19 protein-coding genes and 1 pseudogene are annotated in these 20,348 nt (G+C 65.7%); 14 read left to right on the top strand and 6 right to left on the bottom strand.

Annotated features, from left to right (window positions below):
• The 11 genes from ACSYDW_RS07045 to ACSYDW_RS06995 all read left to right on the top strand — a co-directional run bounded on the left by ACSYDW_RS07045 (position 1) and on the right by ACSYDW_RS06995 (position 8,038).
• On the top strand, positions 1-1,398 hold the full coding sequence (locus ACSYDW_RS07045) for a CHAP domain-containing protein (RefSeq protein WP_438338018.1): 1,398 nt from the start codon (positions 1-3) through the stop codon (positions 1,396-1,398).
• Complete coding sequence (locus ACSYDW_RS07040; RefSeq protein ID WP_438338017.1) at positions 1,395-1,787, top strand: hypothetical protein; 393 nt, start codon at positions 1,395-1,397, stop codon at positions 1,785-1,787. Before ACSYDW_RS07045 ends, ACSYDW_RS07040 begins: the two co-directional genes overlap by 4 nt.
• Positions 1,787-2,041, top strand: a complete 255-nt coding sequence (locus tag ACSYDW_RS07035; protein ID WP_438338016.1) for a hypothetical protein — start codon at positions 1,787-1,789, stop codon at positions 2,039-2,041. Before ACSYDW_RS07040 ends, ACSYDW_RS07035 begins: the two co-directional genes overlap by 1 nt.
• A 39-nt stretch (positions 2,042-2,080) precedes the next feature.
• The gene (locus ACSYDW_RS07030; RefSeq protein ID WP_438338015.1) at positions 2,081-3,061 is read left to right on the top strand and encodes a hypothetical protein; all 981 of its coding nucleotides are present in this window, start codon (positions 2,081-2,083) and stop codon (positions 3,059-3,061) included.
• A gap of 116 nt (positions 3,062-3,177) precedes the next feature.
• Complete coding sequence (locus tag ACSYDW_RS07025) at positions 3,178-3,552, top strand: hypothetical protein (protein ID WP_438338014.1); 375 nt, start codon at positions 3,178-3,180, stop codon at positions 3,550-3,552.
• Positions 3,553-3,597: 45 nt separating this feature from the next.
• Positions 3,598-3,927 carry a hypothetical protein gene (locus ACSYDW_RS07020; RefSeq protein ID WP_438338013.1) on the top strand — a complete coding sequence of 110 codons (330 nt, stop codon included), beginning with the start codon at positions 3,598-3,600 and terminating at the stop codon, positions 3,925-3,927.
• Positions 3,924-5,057, top strand: coding sequence for a baseplate J/gp47 family protein (locus ACSYDW_RS07015; RefSeq protein WP_438338012.1), 1,134 nt, complete (start codon positions 3,924-3,926; stop codon positions 5,055-5,057). Before ACSYDW_RS07020 ends, ACSYDW_RS07015 begins: the two co-directional genes overlap by 4 nt.
• Positions 5,054-6,127 carry a phage tail protein gene (locus tag ACSYDW_RS07010; protein ID WP_438338011.1) on the top strand — a complete coding sequence of 358 codons (1,074 nt, stop codon included), beginning with the start codon at positions 5,054-5,056 and terminating at the stop codon, positions 6,125-6,127. Before ACSYDW_RS07015 ends, ACSYDW_RS07010 begins: the two co-directional genes overlap by 4 nt.
• Positions 6,128-6,197: 70 nt before the next feature.
• Positions 6,198-6,995, top strand: coding sequence for a peptidoglycan recognition protein family protein (locus tag ACSYDW_RS07005; protein ID WP_438338010.1), 798 nt, complete (start codon positions 6,198-6,200; stop codon positions 6,993-6,995).
• Positions 6,996-7,245: 250 nt separating this feature from the next.
• On the top strand, positions 7,246-7,590 hold the full coding sequence (locus tag ACSYDW_RS07000) for a RyR domain-containing protein (protein WP_438338009.1): 345 nt from the start codon (positions 7,246-7,248) through the stop codon (positions 7,588-7,590).
• A gap of 10 nt (positions 7,591-7,600) precedes the next feature.
• Positions 7,601-8,038: a hypothetical protein gene (locus tag ACSYDW_RS06995; protein WP_438338008.1), complete on the top strand. Its 438-nt coding sequence runs from the start codon at positions 7,601-7,603 to the stop codon at positions 8,036-8,038.
• 154 nt (positions 8,039-8,192) lie between these two features.
• On the opposite strand, the gene ACSYDW_RS06990 is transcribed toward ACSYDW_RS06995, so the two are convergent.
• From ACSYDW_RS06990 to ACSYDW_RS06975, 4 genes and pseudogenes are all read right to left on the bottom strand, one after another.
• Positions 8,193-8,594 carry a hypothetical protein gene (locus tag ACSYDW_RS06990; RefSeq protein WP_438338007.1) on the bottom strand — a complete coding sequence of 134 codons (402 nt, stop codon included), beginning with the start codon at positions 8,592-8,594 and terminating at the stop codon, positions 8,193-8,195.
• Entirely contained in the window at positions 8,591-9,043 is a 453-nt protein-coding gene (locus tag ACSYDW_RS06985; RefSeq protein ID WP_438338006.1) for a helix-turn-helix domain-containing protein, read from the bottom strand. Before ACSYDW_RS06985 ends, ACSYDW_RS06990 begins: the two co-directional genes overlap by 4 nt.
• On the bottom strand, positions 9,024-9,566 hold the full coding sequence (locus tag ACSYDW_RS06980; RefSeq protein WP_438338005.1) for a hypothetical protein: 543 nt from the start codon (positions 9,564-9,566) through the stop codon (positions 9,024-9,026). The genes ACSYDW_RS06985 and ACSYDW_RS06980 overlap by 20 nt, the downstream gene beginning before the upstream one ends.
• A gap of 599 nt (positions 9,567-10,165) precedes the next feature.
• Positions 10,166-11,050 (bottom strand): annotated as a pseudogene (locus tag ACSYDW_RS06975) (TadA family conjugal transfer-associated ATPase); the annotation flags it as partial.
• 307 nt (positions 11,051-11,357) lie between these two features.
• Here ACSYDW_RS06975 and ACSYDW_RS06970 point away from each other — a divergent pair.
• The gene (locus ACSYDW_RS06970; protein ID WP_438338004.1) at positions 11,358-15,320 is read left to right on the top strand and encodes an FtsK/SpoIIIE domain-containing protein; all 3,963 of its coding nucleotides are present in this window, start codon (positions 11,358-11,360) and stop codon (positions 15,318-15,320) included.
• Between the two features lie 4 nt (positions 15,321-15,324).
• Here the strand turns inward: ACSYDW_RS06970 and ACSYDW_RS06965 are convergent, their stop codons facing one another.
• Positions 15,325-15,759, bottom strand: coding sequence for a hypothetical protein (locus ACSYDW_RS06965; RefSeq protein ID WP_438338003.1), 435 nt, complete (start codon positions 15,757-15,759; stop codon positions 15,325-15,327).
• 330 nt (positions 15,760-16,089) lie between these two features.
• Here ACSYDW_RS06965 and ACSYDW_RS06960 point away from each other — a divergent pair, with 330 nt between their 5' ends.
• Together ACSYDW_RS06960 and ACSYDW_RS06955 are read left to right on the top strand one after the other, a co-directional pair.
• Positions 16,090-16,338: a WhiB family transcriptional regulator gene (locus ACSYDW_RS06960; protein ID WP_068738138.1), complete on the top strand. Its 249-nt coding sequence runs from the start codon at positions 16,090-16,092 to the stop codon at positions 16,336-16,338.
• Positions 16,339-16,501: 163 nt separating this feature from the next.
• Positions 16,502-18,754, top strand: a complete 2,253-nt coding sequence (locus tag ACSYDW_RS06955; protein WP_438338002.1) for a Stk1 family PASTA domain-containing Ser/Thr kinase — start codon at positions 16,502-16,504, stop codon at positions 18,752-18,754.
• A gap of 170 nt (positions 18,755-18,924) precedes the next feature.
• Here the strand turns inward: ACSYDW_RS06955 and ACSYDW_RS06950 are convergent, their stop codons facing one another.
• On the bottom strand, positions 18,925-20,322 hold the full coding sequence (locus ACSYDW_RS06950) for a class II 3-deoxy-7-phosphoheptulonate synthase (protein WP_438338001.1): 1,398 nt from the start codon (positions 20,320-20,322) through the stop codon (positions 18,925-18,927).
• Positions 20,323-20,348 lie beyond the last annotated feature (26 nt).

The raw sequence follows: 20,348 nt of genomic DNA, 5'->3' as shown, positions 1-20,348 counted from the left end.
ATGTCCTCAACGATGGCCGGCAACCGGCTCAAGAACGTGTCGGTGGCCGGATCCCCGATCCGGAACATCTCCGAGATGTGCGTGAAGGCCACCCTGAAGGTGTCCACCAGCGCGGTGTCCACCATGGGTTTCACCTTCCAGGATTCCGACACCCTGCAGCTCTTCCGCTCCGGCGCCCTGAAACCGGGCACCTCCCTCGGGTACGGGGGCTGGGCGACGACCGTGGACGAAGTGAAGGTCGGGCAGGGGTCCGCCGGCCCCACGGTGAACGTCACCGCGTTGTCGAAGTTCGTGACCCGACTCAAGGAGCGCACCGGTGAAAAGTCGTGGGGCAACACGGACGTGTCCGCATGGGTGAAGGCCCAGGCCAAGGAGGTCGGGTTCAAGCCGTGGGTGCAGCCCGGGCTGGGCAAGAAGACGATCCTGCGCGCCAAGCCGGAGGGCTCCCGCAAGGAATCCACGTGGGATGTGATGACGACGCTGGCACGGGAAACCGGGGTGTGGCTCTTCGAATACGGCGACCGGCTGGTCTTCGCGAAGCCGACTTGGTTGCTCGCCCAGCCGGGCCGGAACCGGTGGGCGCTGCGCTGGGATTCGTCCTCCGACTACTCGGCCGCACTGGCTGGCCTGCCCGCATACACCGGCTCCTTGGAGGGCAGGAGGGCGGAGCGGCTGACCGTGAATCTGGTGGCCGCCGACGCCGACAGCATCCGACCCGGCGACGAACTGTTCCTCGAGGGGCGGGTGGGTGCGATGAAGGGTGCGTGGGTGGTCACCGATGCCACCTACCCGCTGACGGTGGCTGGTGTGGTCGCGGTGTCGTGTGAGCGGCCGGTGAACCCGGAGAAGGTCAAGGCCAAGGGGACGGCCACGGAGAAGCGGAACGCCGCGAAAGGCCAGGCGTCGGCGGCGGGTGGGGCCTCCCCGGCCAGCAGCAGTGGCGGCGCGGCGGTGGCGTCGGCCATCGATGATGCGTGGCTGCGGTCCTGGGTGCGGGCGAAGCACGGTGGCAAGTGGGGCGTTGAAGGCTTCGGTGTCCAGTGCGTGGGCCTGACGAAGCAGTATGCGAAGGACCTGTACGGGATTTGGCCGCGCGGCAACGGTCGGGACTGGTACGGCGGCAGCGTCCAGGGCCAGCACTTCACCCGGATCCCTGCCTCGGCCAAGGGCCAGCCGGGCGACATTGCGTGTTGGGGTCCGCCGTACGGGAAGATCGGCGGCAAGTACTACGGGCATGTCGCGGTGGTTCTCGAGGACCGCGGGTCCAGCTTGTACACCCTCACCCAGTCCGGCACCCGCGGGCTGGCCGCCTACTATTCAAGCTTCGGCAAGACGGGGCTGCAGGGCTACCTGCGGCCGCGAGGTGACCGGCACAAGTACAACGAAGGAGTCCGATGATCTGGATTGACCTGCTTGTGACCGCGGTGTCGGCACAGGCCCCGGCACTGGTAGCAACTGGTCTGGATGCCGACACGGTCATGGTGGAGCACGGGCCCGGCATTGAGCTGGCCGAGGTCCTCGCCGGCGCCGCCTCCGCGCTAGAGGATTGGTTGCCGGGCACGGACCGGGAGCTTGCCGCCGTGGTAGCCCGGGACGGGGAACCCAGCTCGGATCTGGGTGCGCGTGGGCTGCTGCTGGTTCGCCCCGACGGTGGGCTGGGGTTCACGATCGGCCGCGGCCAAGTGGTGGAGTCCGTAGGCGAATCGTTGGCGATCATCCAGGCACCCGGGGCCGGCCGGTACGTGCGCGGATACCGGTTGCCTGGCTACAAGTATTGGGGGCAGTGATGTTGTCGAAGAAGTTGGCGCAGGCGGCGGCCGGGGCACCTGTGCCGGGGCGTGTGGAGGCGGTGTGGCGCGGAACGATCACTGAGGTCTTGAGCGGAGGGCACGTGTGGGTGGAGGTGCCCGGGCTGGCCGGGGCGGAGCCGGTGGGGCCGCTGCCGGTGTTCGGTGCTGCCGCTCCGCTGGGGACACAGGTTTTGGTGTTGGCGGTGGGTGGGCGTCGCGATGACTTGGTGGTGCTGCCGCCGGTCTTGTAGATCCCACCACGGGCCGGGCCCTGGCGTCACCCTGTGGTCATGGCAGTATCAGAGACTCCCCGGCACAAACTGAAGAAGTACTCGGCCGGCAGCGACCCGCACCCCACTCGCGCCACTTTCAATGAGGAGGCGGACAAACTTGAGGCGATGCCTGCCATCAAGCAAGGCTCCACGGGGTCGCGCCCGCTCCCGGGTGTAGGCAAGGTGCTGTACTGGGATGAGGCGGTCAAGCGGTTCCTCTACGATGACGGCACCGACTGGCAAGACGTGGCACCCATCGGCGCCGTCACCCCCGCTGCACTGGCTGTTGCAGGTGATGCCGCAGAGGGTACGTCCCCGCGCGCAGCCCGCGCCGACCACGTCCACCCGCTACCGCTGGCCACAAGCACTTCTCACGGGGCCATGCCCAAGGCCGACAAAGCCAAATTGGACGCGACCACTGCGCTATACACGCCGAACACGATCCCCATCCGCAACGCGGACGGCAACTTCGAGGTGGGCCCCAATCCGACCAACGGCCGCCAGGCGGTCAACAAGGACTACATCGACAACACTGTCGGCACGTACTTGCCAACGGGCGGCGTGCTTGCCCGACGTCACTCCACCGGCGCACTCCACGTGATCACCGGTAGCAACGTGAACGACGCCGCCAATAAGGGCTACGTGGATGGATACAAGACACTCTGGGAGGGCGGGATGTATATGGCGGATGGGCAGACGGCCCCGCTCTCGGAGTCGGTATCATCCCAGAAGACAGGCATCATCCTGGTGTGGTCGGCGTATGTCAGTGGTGCCGCGGTAAACACTGACTTCACCTACGATCACATCCCGAAGCTGCACGTCAATGACTTCAACGGATATGGCGTCCGTTGCCACCAGTCCTCTGGTCCGTTGAATGGCGCTGCGCAAACCATATTGCTGAAGTACGTGTACATCACCAATACACAGATCATCGGCCATGCAAACAATTCCATCGCGCCCAACAACACGCGTGTGCTGCGCACTGTGGTCGGGTACTAGGTTCAGGTGAAACGCCCGCTTTCCTGGAGCGCTTTCGTACGCCGTCCCACATCAGGTGCGTCGGGCACGCCTATGTTGTTCGTGACCGGAAGGCGGCAAATAGAAGGCGGAAGACTTTGGGTGGCAGCGGAATCGAATTGGCGCAGTGGCTGCCACCCGCACTCACGTTCCTAGGCGGTATCGCTGCCGTGCTCATCACGGGATCGTTCACGCGCAAAACCAGTGTCGTATCCCAAGCCATGGAGGCTCGCCGCGACACCATCGCAGACCGTGAACAACTCATCGAAACGATGCAGGAGCAACTGGCCGGAGCCTTGGAGCGGTTGACGACCGCGGAAAGCAAGATCACCCAGCAGGGTGAAGAGCTGGCCAAGGTCGGCGACCGCAACAATGAGCTCGTCACCTACGTCTACAAGACCGCAGCCGTCATGCGCGCCGAAGGGCTCACCGACAAGATGCCCCGGCCGGCACCGCACGGAATCCACCTCTAACCGGCTTCCCACCACGACCAGCCACCGCAATGCATCGTGGGGGCTATGACTGGTGTACTCGCATTCCCCTTCCGGCTGGATCCCCAAGGCAACATAGCTACCGCAGCCTACGGGTCCGACCAGGAGGTCGACGGGGCGATTGCCGCCCTCATCCTCACCGACATCGGCGAACGGCCCCTATCCCCCAGCTTCGGCATCCCTGACCCCACCGGCATCGGACTCACTGAAGGCGACATCCAAGCCGGCCTCACCGACCACGGATTCGAAGACATCACCATCAGCAATATCACCACCCGACCCGTCAGCCCCACCCAAGCCGCCGTCACCGTGCACTGGGAACGCGAAGAAGACACCACCCTGGAGGTCACCGAATGATCGACGAAGAATCCGACATCCCCGAACTCGAAACCCTCAACCTGCTCGAGTTCGGTGGCGAACAAGACATCGTCACCGCCGCCGTCGAACACGCCCAGAACGCGCTCCCGGAATGGCAGCCGCGCGCGGGAAACACCGAACTCGTCCTCATCGAATCCCTTGCACTCATCATGGGAGTCGAAGCCCTCTCCATCCAGATGCTGCCGAACCAGATCGTCGAACAGCTCATGGGCCTCTACGGCGTCACCCGTAACCCGGGGCTTCCCAGCACGGGCAAGATCCTGTTCCGGGTCACCAACTCGTCCCCCATGCAGGTCATCCCGGCGGGTACCCGGCTGCGGTACGAGCTTGAGGCAACTGATGAAACCGTTGATTTCCTGACCCTCGACACCCTCACCATCGCCACCGCCGAAACGCTCTCCGGCCAGGTGATGATCGGTGCCGAAGAAGTCGGTGTGGAAGGCAACAACATTCCGGTGGGCGCAGAATTCGAGCTTGTCACCCAGCTGCCTTTCATCGAGTCGGTCAGCCTCACCGAGGCCACCCGGGGAGGGGAAGGTGAAGAGCCCGACAACGATTTCACCGCCCGGGCCGCCGCGGTCCTCTCCCGCAGCAACAACACGCTGGTGCTACCCGAGAACTTCACCGCCGCAGCAATCTCCGATCCGACGATCGGGCGGGCTCGAACCCTAGACCTCTACAACCCGACGGGCACCCCGAAATCCCCCGCGGTGGGGCATGTGACCGTGGCCGTGGTCGCCAAGGACGGCGAACCGCTCACACCCGGCGCCATGGAAACCATGCGCCAGTCCCTCTCGAACCAGGCGCTCGCGTCCCTGCAGGTGCACGTGGTGGCACCCACCTACACCACCGTCAACCTTGCCGTGGCCGTCGCCCCGCGCGCCGGGTTCCAACCGGACGAAGTCCAGGCGACCGTCGAGGACGCCATCCGGGCATGGGTCAACCCCGAAACCTGGGACTGGTCCCCCACCGTCGACCAATACGCCCTCATCGGCGTCGTCCACGACGTGGCCGGCGTCCGGACCGTCACCAGCGCCTCACCGACCGTCCCCCTCGCCGGGGACGTGCCGCTGCCGCGCCTCGGAACCCTGACGGTGGCTGTCTCATGAGCGAGCAGCTACCCGAGGTGCACCCGTGGACGATCGCCTGGTACGAATCCCTCCCAGAGGCCTACCGCCTCCTGGACAAGGCCCAGAAGAACCCGACACCGGCGCAATGGGACGGGCTCACCCCGGACCCGGCGTTCTTCTACGGGCCGGGAGGCTGGCAGGTCACGGACCCCGTGGAGGCCGGTGGCGACATGCTCGTCACCATGACCCAGTCGTTCCAGGGTGTGGCGGGTGAACCGGTCTACGTCCAAGCGTGGTGGGACGCCCCCATCGTGACCGGCGCCCTGGTCCAGATCACAAATGACACCGGCGGTGAAGCAACCGAGGAGCCTGCCACTGGTGCGCCCGGGGACATGCTGCTCAAGTTCTACCCAACCGGTGACGGCCACTTCACGGTCAGCATGAACATCTTCACCCCCGCCCCGGCCCTGCTCGACCTGTCCGCGCTCAACGTGGGGCACCGGCACGTGACCCGCAACGAACTCCCCGTCGGCGGCGTCACCCCGGCCACAACCCGGCCCCTGCTCCGCTTCATGGACGGCATCGGGCAGGTCGGCGGCGGCTTCCGGAAAACCTCCGACGACCTCTGGGACGGCACCTACACCAACCCCGCGACCATCCCGGAGTCCTCGCTGCTGTGGCTCGCCGAGATGATGGGCGTCCCCGCCCGCCTCCGTGGCCAACTCACCCCCGTCAAGTTGCGCGCCTACATGGTCGACATGACCATCAACGGCCGCCAAGGCGCCGGCACCCGTGCCGCGATCGCCGACGCCGCCCGGGCATTCCTCACCGGGGACCGCATGGTCGAAGTCCTCGCCCACGCCGCCATCCCGCACACGCTGATCATCCTGGTGAAGGCCGACGAGGTGCCCGGCGGCAACCTCCATGGCATCGTCGACACCGTCCGCGCGGCCGGGGTCATGCCGGCAGGACACGACCTCATCGCCAAGGAAGCCATTGCCACTTGGGACGCGTGGCAGGCGGCGGCTGGGGCACCGTGGGATTCCCTCGAGGCGAATGCCCCGACGTGGGTGCGCCACGACTCCCTCGGCGTCGACCTGGACGGTTAACCGAACCCTCCCACTACCAGCCCGGGCCGAGGGGCATCCTCCTAGGACACTGACCCAAAGGAGGAGCCTCGTGGCTCGCAATTACGAGTACCTGACCCAGTACGATTCCAAGAACTTCACCGCCGGGATCCTGTCCCTGCTGCGCTTCGGCCGCAAGCGCACCATCGACGCCATCACCATCCACCACTGGGGCGCCCGCGGCCAGTCGTTCATGGGCGTCGTCCACTACCTCTGCCGCAAGGGCGGCAACACGTCCGCGCACGAGGTCATCATCGCCGGCCGCGTGGCGGTCATCGTGGACCACAAGAACATTGCCTGGCACGCCGGCAACGGCAAGGGCAACGCGACGACGATCGGATTGGAATTGCACCCAGAGGGCACCGAAGCCGATTACCGGACCGCGGCCGAGCGCATCGCGGACCTGCGCGAGGTCTACGGCAACCTGCCGCTGATCCCGCACCGCTCATGGAAGGCCACCTCGTGCCCCGGCGACTGGTCCCTGTCCAAGCTGGACCGCATGGCCGATGAAATCCTGGCCGACCGCAAGAAGGCCGCGGCCAAGCCTGCGGGCGACGTGAAGCCCGCAGGAAGCGGCAAACCCAGGCCGAAGCCCATGTCCAAGCCGAAGCCGAAGAAGGGCACACGCCTTCACCTGCCCAAGACCGTCTCCAAGTGGGGCATCTACAAGCTGGGCGCGGCGCCGGTCAAGCGCAACGTGTTCGCCTACCTGAACCCGCAGAAGTTTGGCGGCCTCACCTACGACATCCTGCGCTGGACCGTCCCGAACGAGGTGGCCGTCGTCAAGACGAGCCAGTACGGCACCGTGCAAATTTACGTCGCCAAGGGCACCGGGGCGGTCATCAAGTGACCAAGCCAAGTGTTGGGCGCATCGTCCACTACCAGTCCTACGGAACCTCTGGCGGAGAGTATCTGCCGGAGCCTCGCGCCGCCATCATCACGTGCACCTACCCGGAATCCCCGCCGCTGGCGGACCCTTCCAAGCTGCATGTCGGGCTGTGTGTCCTGAACCCGACAGGAAACCACTTCAACCAGCTCGTACCGTTCGCTGAGGTTCCAACCCCCGGCCACTGGAACTGGCCTCCACGGGAAGGCGTCTGATGATCACCGCACTGGACATCGCGCAGGTCTGCCACGAGGCAAACCGCGCCCTGCAGATCGCCGGCGGCGACCCAGCCCCGTCTCCGCATTGGGACGCAGCGCACCAGTGGCAGCGCGACTCCGCGGTGGACGGCGTGGCCAAGGCCCTGGCCGACGCCACACCGGAGCATCTCCACGAATCCTGGTGCGACTTCAAGACCGCCGACGGCTGGACCTACGGCCCGACCAAGGACGAGGCGGCCAAGACCCACCCCTGCCTCGTGCCATACGACCAACTCCCCGCCGAACAACGAGCCAAGGACGACCTGTTCGCGGCCATCGTCACCACCCTCAAACGACCATAGGAGGTCCCCCATGTCCCTTACCCTGATTCTCCGCACCATCGTGCCCGCGTTCTGGGCCGGCGTCGTCGGCTGGCTCATTGGCTTTGTGCCGGCTATGGAGCCGCTGCGCGAACTGCTGCTGGCCCAGTCCGATGTGATCACCGCGTTCGTCGGTGCCGTCCTCCTGGGCGGCTGGGTCGCTTTCGCCAACTGGCTCGCCCCGAAGCTCCCGGACTGGGTAGCCCGCATCCTCATGGGCTCGGCCAAGACCCCCATTTATGACCTCGTCGCGACTTACGAGTATGCAGATTTCAACATGTCCGGTCGCCACGAGGCATTTACACAGGATTACACCGATGACACCACTGCACCCGCTGGCGACCACACGAACTACCCAGTAAGAAAGTCAGCGGACACCACACAGGACGTTCCCGGCCGCTACAAAACGGAAGAGAGGCCACACAAGTGACCGCAGTTTGCCCTACAGCTAAATAGCGCACGCGCCGTGGACGGAATATGCAGTCCACACGCGCGAATGAGCCCCGCCCTCCGAGGGCGGGGCTCATTCGCGGGGTTATGATTTCCTTTGGCCTTGGAAAGGCTAGACAACAGAACTTTCGCAGTCAGCTGCTCGAGAGACTGCTCGAAGACTCAGCGACTGGTGCCGACATTGGCATATCTAAACGAAAATCCATGAGCGCACTTTGCGCGTTGATCGCCCTTCGGCTCGAATCATATAGTGCTTCGATGCAACCAATCTCTCTTGCGATCTCGCGAAGAAGTTCTTTGTCTAACAGATTCTCGAAATCCGTATCCTTGATTCGAACCAGGCCGATTGCCATCGTTTGCGCATACCCATGCTCATTCTGGCAATACAAGTGCCCGGAAACAACGAAGAATCCGTCATCGTGCAGGTGTCCGCCCACTTCCCACTTCAATTCATCAGCATGATTTTCGGTGGGTTCACGAGCAACTTCAATACGCGTGAGAAATGCTTCGAAATTAGGTAGTTTAGATTTCATCATGGTGTCACCGTTATTGACCCTCGAGTAGAAGCCAATGCCAAAACTGCCTTTGAAGTTTGCCAGTCATAGTGTCGAACCGCGACCCATTGTTCATTGGCAGCTTCACGTGTAAACCGATGGATGAACTTCTCTGCAATTCGCTCTGCAGCAATATCTACAACGTTGTACTCAACGATGGAATTGACGGCCAGCGCAAACTCACGAAGTTCTCCCGCCGAGAGCTCATACTCGCCCGATTCGATGCTTTCGATCAAATCTTTGTCGCAACCAATTAACTCCGCGACTTGCTCTACGGTTCTTCCGGCGCTCAACCTCGCATGATACAGCCGTCGCAATAGGCGCTCATAGTTGGAGAAATTGATATCACTTACGAGCTGGTCGAGGTCATCACGGGTTGGATTTTCCGGAACACATGCGTCAAAGAATCCCTCAGCTTGTTGTAACTTCATTTCTGTCCTCCCCTTTACCTATTTGACTCTGTCTCCAGTGCCAAGCTCTTGTATCTGCAGTAACTATTGAGCCGTTCTGTGCAACATCAGCAAAGCGTGCATCCTTCGTAGCAAGATGTAACCCATGGAGCTGGTCAGGAATACTGTCCGGTTCGAAATAATACAGGCGTGCTACACGTTGAGTTTCTGTATTTCGTCCAAAGCGAGGCTTCTGAGTATGTTGCCTGAGTTCGATCAGGTATTCTTTGCCGCTCATCTCGATCGTATCAGCTTCACATTCTGAGCGACGCCTGACATGGACAGGAAACTTTGCTTTGCCAGCCTTTGCGCTGCCTATCCGGACCTTCAGTTCACTGAAGGCGTCGCGATGCTGTGTATAGGACATATCCGGGTCCAGAGTCGCCGCGTGAAGTGCTGCCATTTCCATCGAGCATTCGGCGTCCCAAGACCATTTGTTGTTTGCCGAGGCTTCCTCGCGCACATGCCCCATCGACCTCGAACCGACGGGTTGCACATAGAACATATTTCCTCTTTGTCTCTAAGTCAGCGCGCTACCAAGCCAGTCTGCCCCCTAGTGAACAATGCCTTGATTCACTAAAGACCGATCAGCTTGCTGGTAGATGCAGCCAGAACAGTAGCTTGCCACATGACGTTTCATGCAGGTGAATACCCAAATGAGCGGTCGAACCTTGGGGAGTTTCGTTGGGTCACAGCCTAGTTTGTGGAGCTGTAATTGCTTCGTCGACTCGCCACCTGCTGGTCAAATCATGATGCATCAGCTGTCACGTCATAGGATCAAGGGTCCTGGCACCAAGGCTTATTCAAGCCTCTCATAGGAGCCCATCGATCCGGAACAGGGCTTCCTTGTGATACCCGCAACCTGGTACGCCATCACTTCACCCGCTCAAACCAGCGCTCTGGTTCGGCGATGACGTTCGACACGCGGCCCTAGCGGCGCACCCGTAGTGGTTGGCTGGACGTCGTAAACTGCAACTCAACCGATTCCATGGGAATAAAAACACGCATAGATTACCTCAGTTTAGAACTAGCATTCACCCGAGTTTGAGGGCCGGAGATTGTCCGATTGACCAGCTCTTAGTTATATAGCTCAAAGCCAAACTTGGGCAGACCTGAATTCAGGGCAATCAGCATGTCAAGGGATTCGGCTTGCCGCACCTCCCCGATGATCAGCCGGTCCGGGCGCATGCGCAGCGCCTCCTTGACTAGCTTGCGCATGTCGATTTCGCCGGTGCCCTCCAGGTTCGGCTGCCGCGTCTGCAGCCCGACGACGTCGCGCAGGTGGATCTTCAACTCGAAGATCTCTTCGATGGTGACCACGCGTTCGCGGCTGCCGATCGAGGAGGAAAGGCAGTTGAGCATGGTCGTTTTCCCGGCCTGCGTGGCCCCCGAGACAAGCACGTTCAGCCCCGCCGCGACGGCGACATCCAGGTAGTGGGCGGCCTGCGGGGTGATGGCCCCGAGTTCCACCAGGTGCTCCAGCCGGCTGGCCCGGGCAATGAACTTGCGGATGTTCACGGCCCAGTGCCGCCGGGTGATGTCCGGGATGACCACGTGCAGGCGCGAACCGTCGGCCAGCTGGCAGTCGACGAAGGGTTGGGAGAGGTCGAGCCTTCGTCCGGAGGCCTTGAGCATGCGCTCGACCAGTGCGGGGATCTCCGGCTCCGGGATGCGGATCGAGGTGAGTTCGGAGGTGCCCCCGCGGGCGACGAAGACCTCGTGCGGGCCGTTGATCCAGATCTCCTCGATCTCCGGGTCATCGAGCAGCGGCTGCAGGGCACCGAGCCCGGCCACGGCATCGAGCACACGGCGCCGGGCCACCGACAAGTCGCCCAACGGCGGCAGTACGCCCATGAGGGATCGTGCGTCGTAGTCGCGGACCACTTCCTCGGCCAGCCGGCGCACGTCGCCCAGCTGCGTTGCAGGATCGAGCCCGTGCCGGCGGATGAGCTCGCGCACCTCATCGACCACGATCGTTACTGCATCCACACCTTGCCCCCGCTTCCTCCGGTCCCGGATGGCTCGCCCGGGTTCCCCGCGGAATCCGGTGCGCCGTCCAACACCTGCCTCTGGCCACCACTCTTGCCCCATGTGACGCCGGGATCCCAGCAATTACGGCGACAATACCCGCGCTTTCGAGGGCCAAACAAGGGCGCGGGGGAATCTGTTGATAACCCGGGTGGACCACGGCACCCTTCTCCACAGCCGGCCTCGCCCGTCCACCGGCTTCCCACGTGCGCTCTTACGGTTGTCGCGGAAGGTTTCGATGCGCGGCATCCGCGCAGGAAGGCACAAAATGGCCGGGCGGCTGTTCATCAGGTTGAGTTCGGAGGATCCGCGGCGGCGGGCACTCCTTGAGCTTTCCTCCCCCAGCCCGTCCGGCGGGCCGCAGCTGGCCGCGGCGCTGGAGCGCCATTGGCCCGGTTCCACCTGGTACCTGGGCCGGGAACCGCTCGACGGGATCGCGGTGTTGCCGGCGGACGGCTCGATCCTCCTGTGCGACGCGCCGATCGCCGTGCCCCTCAAGACCCGAGGCCAGGATCCTGCCAACGGGCCGGCAGTACCCGGCGAGGGGTTCGCAGGTGCGGCTCTGGTGGTGTTGGAGGGACCCGATCCCGGCGGAATGCTTCCGCTGCTGCGCGGGGCGTACTCGCTGGGCCGCGGCGATGCCGATGTCCGCATCGATGACCCCGGGCTCTCGAGGAGGCACGCGGTCATTCTCGTTTCGGACACCTCGATCACCCTCAGCGACGAGGGATCGGCCAACGGGACGTGGTTCGCCGAAACCCGGATCCACGAGAGGCGCATGCTGCTTGGCGAACGATTCAGCGTCGGAGGAAGCACCCTTGCCTTCGTGGCACTCGCGGGACTCCGGGGCCGCCCAGGTCCACAGCCCGGGACGTTGGCCGGGCACGCCGTGTGGCCCCTGAAGCCCGTCGTGTTCGAGGGCCGCGAGCCGCCCACGAACCCCGGCCCCTTGCTGCTTGGTGCTGCGGCACCGCTGGTAGTCGGTGCCGGGCTCTACCTGATGACCGGCAGCGCCTTCTTCCTGTTGTTCTCCACGCTGTCCTTGGTCACCGGCGGCCTTCCCGCGTACCTCATGCTCAGGGCCAGGCGGGCCCACCGGCGCGCCCTCAGGCTGGCCCGCGCCGAGGACACGGCCAGGCGCGAAGAGCTGGCGGTACCGATCGGATTGGTTGCGGCGGGGCTGCATCGAGAAGAAACCACGGCCCCGGACGGCTTCCCTCCGCTGGCGCTGGGCCATGCGGTGCAGCGCGCTTGGCTCCGGTCCGGTTCCGGAGCCGGAGCCGCTTCCGCGGGCACCTTGGCCGCCCGGGGCGATCCGGCGCATCGCTCTCCCGTGGTGTTCGCCGCGTACGACGGACTGTGCCTGGCACTCGAAGGCGGAACCACGGCGTGGGCGGGGCTCCTGCGGGCCATGCTGGTGCGCTGGCTGCCGCTGCTTCACGCCGGTGCGTTGCGTGTGGTGGTGGCGGGACCGGCTGAATTCCTGCCCGCCGAGTTCCTGATGCTCCGTGGGGTCCGGGTTTGCGACGCCGCCTCGGACATCCTGGGGAACGAAGGGGGTTCGCCCGTGCCCACCGTCGTGTTGCTGGCTCCCGGGGAACCCGGCGGAGCCGGCCCGGTGCCTGTCGGTCGCATCGTCGGACGCGCGGCTGGATACCCCGGCTCGCCGGTGGCGTGGATCCACTGCGGCTGGGCGCCCGGTCGGCCACATGCCCAGGCCACCGTCGACTCCGGCGGGTTCCTGCACCTGGAGGAACCCGCGGCGCTCCACAACCCGTGGCTCGCGGACGCGTCGGCCCCCGGCGGGCTGCAGATCGAGCCCGCGACCCTGGGCTTCGAAACCCTGGCGCGAGCCGTCCGCCGCGTTCTGGCGAGCGCGGACGGAACCGCACAGTCCCCGGCCCGGGGACTCCCACCGGAAACCGGCAAGGATCCAGCCGACGTATCCCCGACGACGCTTCGCACCGTCGTCGGGGACGCTGACGGCCTCCCGTTGGAACTGGACTTGCTCCGCCACGGGCCCCACCTGGTGGTTGCCGGAACCACGGGGTCCGGCAAGTCGGAGCTGTTGCGCACCCTGGTGCTTGGGCTGGCCCGCGAGCACGGCCCTCATGAACTGGCCTTCATGCTGGTGGATTTCAAGGGCGGCGCGACGTTGGCACCCTTGGCCGGGCTGCCACACGTGCAAAACCTTGTCTCGGACCTCGACACCGCTGCCGCCCGCCGGGTGATGGAGCAACTTGCCTGCGAATTGCGTCGACGCGAGCGCTTGCTGGCAGCCCACCAGGCCACGGACTTCGCCGGATACCGGGAGGCTCGTACGGGGGCGGACCCGCTGTTGCCGGCGCTTGTCGTGGTGGTCGACGAATTCCGTGTTCTGGCCACCGAGCTTCCCGGGGCGCTGGAGCAGGTGGTACAGGTGGCCACCGTCGGAAGGTCCCTGGGCATCCACCTGGTGATCAGCACCCAACGACCTGCTGGGACGCTGAACGCGCAGCTGCGCGCCAACATCACCACGGCCATCGTCCTGCGCACCGCTGGAGAGTTCGAGTCAGCGGACCTGTTGGGCACCGACGCTGCAGCGCACCTGGACCCCGCCGAACCAGGGTGGGCCTACCTGCGCACCGGTGCCGGGGTTCCCCTGAAATTCCGGGTGCACCGCAATGCCTCGACCGGCGGCGGGGCAAGCCTTCGCGCGTGGGGCAGAAGCCTTCGGGCGCCAGTGTGGCACCAGGGACTCGACGAGGCGGCAACGATGCCGCAAGCCCCGGCCCATGGGACAGCGGGCGCCGTAGAGCGGATCCGTGGCATCTGGGACGGGCAGGAAAGGGCGGCAAATCCGTTTTCCCCCGCACTGCCCGGGGCCTTGGTACAGCTTCCACGCGCGGTACTGCTGCAAACCGACGACGACACCGCTGTCGGTCTGGTCGACCGCGTGGAATCCGCCCGCCGCACGGCCCTGCGATTCGACGTCCGGCGGTGCGCGGGGCTGGTAGCTTGCGGGCTTCCGGGGTCCGGCATCGAGGACGTACCACCCCTGTTGGTCCGCTCACTGAACCAGTCGACATGGACGGCACCGTGCTTCGTACTCGACGGCAACGGCGTCCACCCGGAACTCGCCGGCCACCCCGGGGTCGGCGGCTACTTCGGTCCGCAGGATTCCTGGCGCATCGCGGAACTGCTCCTGCAGCTGGCCTCCGCGGAGCGGACGGACCCGCTGGTGCTGGTGGTGAGCGGGCTCGGCGGCTGGGCGCAAACCTTGGGGCCGGGAACCCATGCACTGTTGGAAGCCGCACTGGGCGTGTTTGCGCGGACCGCCCAGTCGCCGGGCCGGGCATTGGTGCTCTGCGGGGACCGTGAACTGGCAGGTTCCCGCATCGCCTCGCTGTGCGAAACACGCTGGTACTTCCCACGCGGGGCCGGGCCGGAAATCCTGGTGGGTTGGCCCAAGCTCAAGCAGGTCGCCCCGGTCCGGGGGCGCGGCCTGCTGCTGGGTCCGGGCGAGCCCGAAACCGGAACCGAGTTCCAGTTGCTCGACCACGCGGCCGTCGGCGGGCACGCCGCCGGCGCCCCGCCACGGTGGCTTCGCAATCTCCCGCTGCCGGAGTCGCTGAGCCCCGCAGGCCTCGAAGCATCGCCGTTGCCGGAACGCCCATCGCGGCACGCGGACGACTCCGGCCGTGCAGGTCTGCCGATCGGCGTGTGCGGTCCCGACAACCGGGTGTTCCTGTGGTCCCCGGGGCAGGTCGGGGTGGTCATCGGCCCCGAGGGATCGGGCAAGGGGGCTTTGTTCGACTATCTGGCCGTGCGGCGCAGGACCGGGGCCCCGGCGTGCCTGCGCTTCGCCCCGGACGACGCACTTCCCTCGTACACCGGCCATCTCGTGGAGGGCCGCTTCGCGGAATCAGAGGTGGAACTGGTGCTGATCGACAGGGCGGATTTGCGTGTGCGCGAAGCCGTCCTGGCCCTCGAGCTACTCGTGGCGGCCCGCATCCAGGTGGTCTTCACCACCGAGCCGTCGGCGCGCATCATCATGGAGCTCGGGCTCGGCTCGGTGGTGCGCGGGCAGCACAGCTTCCTGGTGTTGGGCCCTCACACCACCACCGATGCAGATCCCTCCGGCTTCAGGTTTGTTCCCGAAAACCGCCGCGTTCCGGGCCGGGGCCTGGTCTGGGCGAACGGTTCACTGCGCCAGATCCAATGTGTGGGCGGTGCCGGTGCAAGCGATTGAGGGGCTAGTTAGCGTCGCCGGCCGACGGGCGGTCGCCCAGGTAGCCGGTAGTACGCGGGTCAAAGAGCAACACCGTGACAACGGCCGCGGGAATCAGCCACAACCAGGCCATCAACGCGTTGCCGGGCATCACGAACTGGAACGCCAGGATGATCTGGAAAACCTGCCAGACCAACACCGCGGCGCGGGTCCAGGCGCGGCCCCGGAAGAAGAAGTGGGCAACCAGCAACTGCCACGCCCCGGCCGCGACGACCAGTGCCAGCATGAACAGCCGTGCGCCAAGGCCCAACGTGCCCGGGTCCCCCAGCTGCATCGCATAGAAAACCCCGTAGGCGAGCACCGAGGCACCCTCGAGCACCAGCAGTGCGCTGATCAGCAGCACCGAAACCGGGCGGCGTTTGGGAACGGGGTTGGACGGGTGCACGGCAGGCTGGTTCATCACCCCACAAATCTAGCCGGGCACGCCCCCGGAAGCGAAAGCGGAAGCGCCAGGAAACCGGGGCGAACGGAACCGAAGGTGCCCAACAACACCCTTGTCAGTCGCGGCGAAACCTGTTAGTCGACGCCCTTCCGCGGCGGCCTGTGACGAAGCACTCAAGACTGTGGGCGTATTTACAACACCGGCCCCTTGTTTACGTGAACGTAACATGAAAACCTTGTTAGGCAGTCGACCGGGCGAGGCAAATTCTCCCCTCTTGCTGTTTTCGCCCCGGCTGCAAGCCCCCGGGCAGTTCTTCCTCAGACCTACTTTCAAGGAGCATCATCAAGCATGGATTGGCGTAGCCGCGCGGCCTGTCTGGACAAGGACCCGGAGCTGTTTTTCCCGGTTGGAAACACCGGACCGGCTCTGCTCCAGATTGAAGAAGCCAAGAGCGTCTGCCGACGATGCCCCGTCGTCGACACCTGCCTGCAATGGGCCATCGAATCCGGCCAGGATGCCGGTGTCTGGGGCGGCATGAGCGAAGACGAGCGCCGTGCGCTCAAGCGCCGGGCAGCACGCGCCCGTCGCGCGTCCTGACGCTTCACAGCACCAAGATTTCGATCGGGGGTCGGTTCCATTGGAACCGGCCCCCGATCGCGCACCCCGAGCCTGCCGACCCGGGCCCGGTCCCGCAGCAACAATGCGGGACGAATTCGTGTTGGAACAACCCGATGTCCGCACCAATAGTTACGATCGATAAGTGACAGAGCCCCGAACCGACCCACGCATTGGCGTTACCCTCGATGGCCGCTACCGGCTGGATGCACGCATCGCCGACGGCGGCATGTCCACCGTGTACCGCGCCATGGACACCCGCCTGCACCGCACGGTGGCCGTCAAGGTGCTGCACGCGCACATGGCCTCCGACCCGGTGGTGCTTGAGCGCTTCGCCGCAGAAGCCATCATCTCCTCCGACCTGAACCACCCGAACATCGTGGGTGTCCGCGACCACCATGTCTCGGGCGATGCAGCCTACCTGGTCATGGAGTACGTGCGCGGGCTGAACCTGCGCGAGGTTCTTGCCGAACGCGGCCGCTTCACCCCGCGACAGACGCTGGCGGTGCTGCAGGCCATCTGCACCGGCCTATCCGTCGCGCACGCCGAAGGCATCGTCCACCGGGACATGAAGCCGGCGAACGTGCTCATCTCCGACGAGGGGCGTGTGAAGGTCACCGACTTCGGGCTGGCCCGTGCCGCCTCGGCGCACACCAACGCAACAACGTTCTTCGGCACCGCCGCCTACATCTCCCCCGAGCTGGCCGTGGGCGACCCGGCCGACGAACGCAGCGACATCTACGCCGTGGGCATCATCGCCTACGAGCTGCTCACCGGGCAGCAGCCGTTCAGCTCCGAAAGCGCCTACGGACTGGCCTTCAAGCACATCAACGACCGGGTTCCGGCGCCTTCGGCGCTTGTGCCGGGCCTCTCCCCCGAACTCGACGAACTCGTCGCCTACTGCACCAACAAGGATCCGGAGGACCGCCCGCAGGATGCCTCGTTCCTGCTCAGCGACATCAAGCAGATCCAGCAATCGCTGTCCCGTGAACAGCTTGACCTGGACGCGGAGACCCTCGGCGGCATCAGCGACCTGATCCCCCCGGCCGGGGCACCGCAGACCACGGTCCACGACAGGCTGGCGCAGGCACAGCTGTTCCGCAGCTCGGCGGCCGAAGGCGCAGCCGCTGCGGCGCCGGTGGGCGCGGAGGGTGATGCGGACGCCCAGGCGCCGCACGCCGACGCCACGGCAGCCTTCCCCCACTCAGCCATGGACACCACCCAGGCCATGACCCCGGGGTTCCCGGACGCGGCGTCCTTCGCCGACGACAGGACCCAGGCGATGGGCCAGCCGGCACCTGAGACGACGTTGCTGCACTCCCACCCGGACCACACCAGCGTGCTCTCCACGGGCCAAGGGCCGGCGGCCGGCAACACCGGCCAGCTGGCCGCGGTTCCGGGTCCCGGCCAGCGGCCGCCCTCGGTCCGCCAGGCAAAGAAGGAGGCCCGGGCAGCGGAACTGGCGTGGAAGAAGGAAGCGCAGATCCCCACGCACCAGCTCGCGCCGAAGTCGTCGGCCGGGCGCAAGTGGCTGGTGGCCGTGTTGCTGGCCGTCCTTGCTGCGGCCATCGTGGCGGCCGGGCTGTTCTTCGGGATGGGGCCCGGTGCGCCGTTCACGGTGCCGACACTGACTGGCATGTCCCGAGCCGAGGCGATCTCGCAGCTCGAGTCCCAGGGGGTCTCGGCCTCAAGCCGTGATGTTTTCGACGAGAAGATCGAGCGCGGCCTCGTGGTGGGAAGTGATCCCGTCGCGGGGGAAACGATCCGCAGGTTTCAAGGCCTGAGGCTGGACATTTCCAAGGGACCGGAGCTCTTTGCCGTGCCCAACCTGACGGGCCGCAAGCAGGCCGACGCCGAAAAGGACCTCACCGAGGCCAACCTGGCCCCGGGCAAGGTGTCGCGGAAGTACTCCGAGGAGGTCGACAAGGGCGTGGTCATCAGCCACTCCCCCGGGACCGGTGAAAAGGTCCGGCGCAACAGCGCCGTCGCCCTCGTGGTTTCCCGCGGCCCGGCACCGGTGGACGTTCCGAACATCGTGGGCATGAAGGAGTCGAAGGCCAAGTCGACGCTCAAGGACGCCGGCCTCAAGGGCGCCGAGGACTCGAAGGCGTACAGCCGCACGGTTCCCGAGGGATCGGTGGTTTCGCAGAAGCCCGCAGGAGGCACCGCGGAGCGCGGTTCAACGGTCGGCTACGTGCTCTCCCGCGGCCCTCGGATGGTTGAGGTCCCCAATGTACAGGGCCAGCAGGTCGACGAGGCGAAGGCGGCGCTCGAGGCGCTCGGGTTCAAGGTCGATGTGGAGGAGTTCCTTGGCGGGTTCTTCGGCACGGTGCGCTCCCAGACCCCGGCTGGCGGAACGGCACCGGAGGGATCGACCGTCAAGCTGGTGGTCGTCTAGCACACTGGTCGCCAAACCGACTGGTTCCCGAGGCGACTGGATTCCAGTGGCAACTCGGGCCTGCCGGGCTTCACGGCGGTACACCTGCGCACAACGCGAGATGGCCGGGTTCCTTCCACACGGGGTGGGAGGAACCCGGCCATCGGCTTAAGCCGCCGGTGCGGGATCCGCTACTTGCGGGCCCCGCGCTTGGCCAGCGCACCGGAGACGAGGAACGCCATCTCCAGGGACTGGCGGTGGTTCAGGCGCGGGTCGCAGACCGACTCGTACAGGTCGTCGAACTGTTCCTGGCGGATCGGGTCGGCGCCGCCGAGGCACTCGGCCACGTCGTCGCCGGTCATCTCCACGTGCAGGCCGCCCGGGAAGGTGCCCAGCGCGTCATGCACCTCGAAGAAGCCGCGGACCTCGTCCATGACGTCGTCGAAGTTGCGGGTCTTGTAGCCGTTGCCGCTGGTCACGGTGTTGCCGTGCATCGGGTCGGTGACCCAGAGGACCTGGGCGCCGGAGGCCGTGACCTTCTCGACCAGGTTCGGCAGCTTCTCGCGGATGTTCTTCGCGCCCATGCGGGTGATGAAGGTCAGGCGGCCCGGCTCGCGGTTCGGGTCGAGCTTCTCGATCAGCGCCAGCGCATCCTCCGGGGAGGTGGTCGGGCCGAGCTTGACGCCGATCGGGTTCCGGACGCGGGAGAGGAAGTCGACGTGCGCGCCGTCGAGCTGGCGGGTGCGCTCACCGATCCACAGGAAGTGCCCGGAGGTGTCGTAGGGCAGCTCGGTGCGCGAGTCGGTGCGGGTCAGTGCGCGCTCGTAGTCAAGCAGCAGGGCTTCGTGGGAGGCGAAGAACTCGGTGCGCTTGAGCGCCTCGAAGTCCGCACCGCAGGCGTCCATGAACTTGACAGCTCGGTCGATCTCGCCGGCCAGCTGCTCGTAGGCGGTGTGCGCCGGGTTGGTGGTGAACCCCTTGTTCCAGGAGTGCACGTCGCGCAGGTCGGCAAAGCCGCCCTGGGTGAAGGCGCGGATCAGGTTCAGCGTGGCCGAGGAGGTGTTGTAGGCCTGCACCATGCGGCGCGGGTCGTGGGCGCGGGACTCCGGGGTGAAGTCGTAGCCGTTGACGATGTCGCCGCGGAAGGCCGGCAGCGTCACGCCCTCGCGGGTCTCGTCGTTGGAGGAACGCGGCTTGGCGAACTGGCCGGCCATGCGGCCCATCTTGATGACCGGCATGGAGGCGCCGTAGGTGAGCACGACGGCCATCTGCAGGATGGTGCGCACGCGCGAGGAGATCTTGTCGGCGGTGGCGCCGTCAAAGGTCTCCGCGCAGTCCCCGCCCTGCAGCAGGAAGGCCTTGCCCTGGGCTGCCGCGGCCAGGCGCTCGCGCAGCACGTCGACCTCGCCGGCGAAGACCAGCGGGGGGCGGGAGCCGAGTTCACGGATGGACTCGGCATAGTGCGGGTTGTCGTTCCAGGTCGGCTGCTGGGCGATCGGCAGGGTGCGCCAGATGTCCAGTGCGGGGTCTGCGGCGGGGCCCGCCGGCGAACGGCCTGGCAATGAGGAATTCGAAGGTAGCTGAGTCACCCTTAAAGCCTAAACCTCAGCGCCCG

The organism is Paeniglutamicibacter selenitireducens, from assembly GCF_051550675.1.
Taxonomy (GTDB): domain Bacteria; phylum Actinomycetota; class Actinomycetes; order Actinomycetales; family Micrococcaceae; genus Paeniglutamicibacter.
This window is presented reverse-complemented; position numbering and strand designations above follow the sequence as displayed.

What these genes read in the sequence shown, in the direction of transcription:
- ACSYDW_RS06970 (WP_438338004.1), top strand. Translation starts at nt 11,358, where the DNA reads ATGGCCGGGCGGCTGTTCATCAGGTTGAGTTCGGAGGATCCGCGGCGG.
- ACSYDW_RS07035 (WP_438338016.1), top strand. Translation starts at nt 1,787, where the DNA reads ATGTTGTCGAAGAAGTTGGCGCAGGCGGCGGCCGGGGCACCTGTGCCG.
- ACSYDW_RS07030 (WP_438338015.1), top strand. Translation starts at nt 2,081, where the DNA reads ATGGCAGTATCAGAGACTCCCCGGCACAAACTGAAGAAGTACTCGGCC.
- ACSYDW_RS07000 (WP_438338009.1), top strand. Translation starts at nt 7,246, where the DNA reads ATGATCACCGCACTGGACATCGCGCAGGTCTGCCACGAGGCAAACCGC.
- ACSYDW_RS07015 (WP_438338012.1), top strand. Translation starts at nt 3,924, where the DNA reads ATGATCGACGAAGAATCCGACATCCCCGAACTCGAAACCCTCAACCTG.
- ACSYDW_RS06995 (WP_438338008.1), top strand. Translation starts at nt 7,601, where the DNA reads ATGTCCCTTACCCTGATTCTCCGCACCATCGTGCCCGCGTTCTGGGCC.
- ACSYDW_RS06980 (WP_438338005.1), bottom strand. Translation starts at nt 9,566, where the DNA reads ATGTTCTATGTGCAACCCGTCGGTTCGAGGTCGATGGGGCATGTGCGC.
- ACSYDW_RS06960 (WP_068738138.1), top strand. Translation starts at nt 16,090, where the DNA reads ATGGATTGGCGTAGCCGCGCGGCCTGTCTGGACAAGGACCCGGAGCTG.
- ACSYDW_RS07045 (WP_438338018.1), top strand. Translation starts at nt 1, where the DNA reads ATGTCCTCAACGATGGCCGGCAACCGGCTCAAGAACGTGTCGGTGGCC.
- ACSYDW_RS07010 (WP_438338011.1), top strand. Translation starts at nt 5,054, where the DNA reads ATGAGCGAGCAGCTACCCGAGGTGCACCCGTGGACGATCGCCTGGTAC.
- ACSYDW_RS07020 (WP_438338013.1), top strand. Translation starts at nt 3,598, where the DNA reads ATGACTGGTGTACTCGCATTCCCCTTCCGGCTGGATCCCCAAGGCAAC.
- ACSYDW_RS06990 (WP_438338007.1), bottom strand. Translation starts at nt 8,594, where the DNA reads ATGATGAAATCTAAACTACCTAATTTCGAAGCATTTCTCACGCGTATT.
- ACSYDW_RS06985 (WP_438338006.1), bottom strand. Translation starts at nt 9,043, where the DNA reads ATGAAGTTACAACAAGCTGAGGGATTCTTTGACGCATGTGTTCCGGAA.
- ACSYDW_RS06965 (WP_438338003.1), bottom strand. Translation starts at nt 15,759, where the DNA reads ATGAACCAGCCTGCCGTGCACCCGTCCAACCCCGTTCCCAAACGCCGC.
- ACSYDW_RS07040 (WP_438338017.1), top strand. Translation starts at nt 1,395, where the DNA reads ATGATCTGGATTGACCTGCTTGTGACCGCGGTGTCGGCACAGGCCCCG.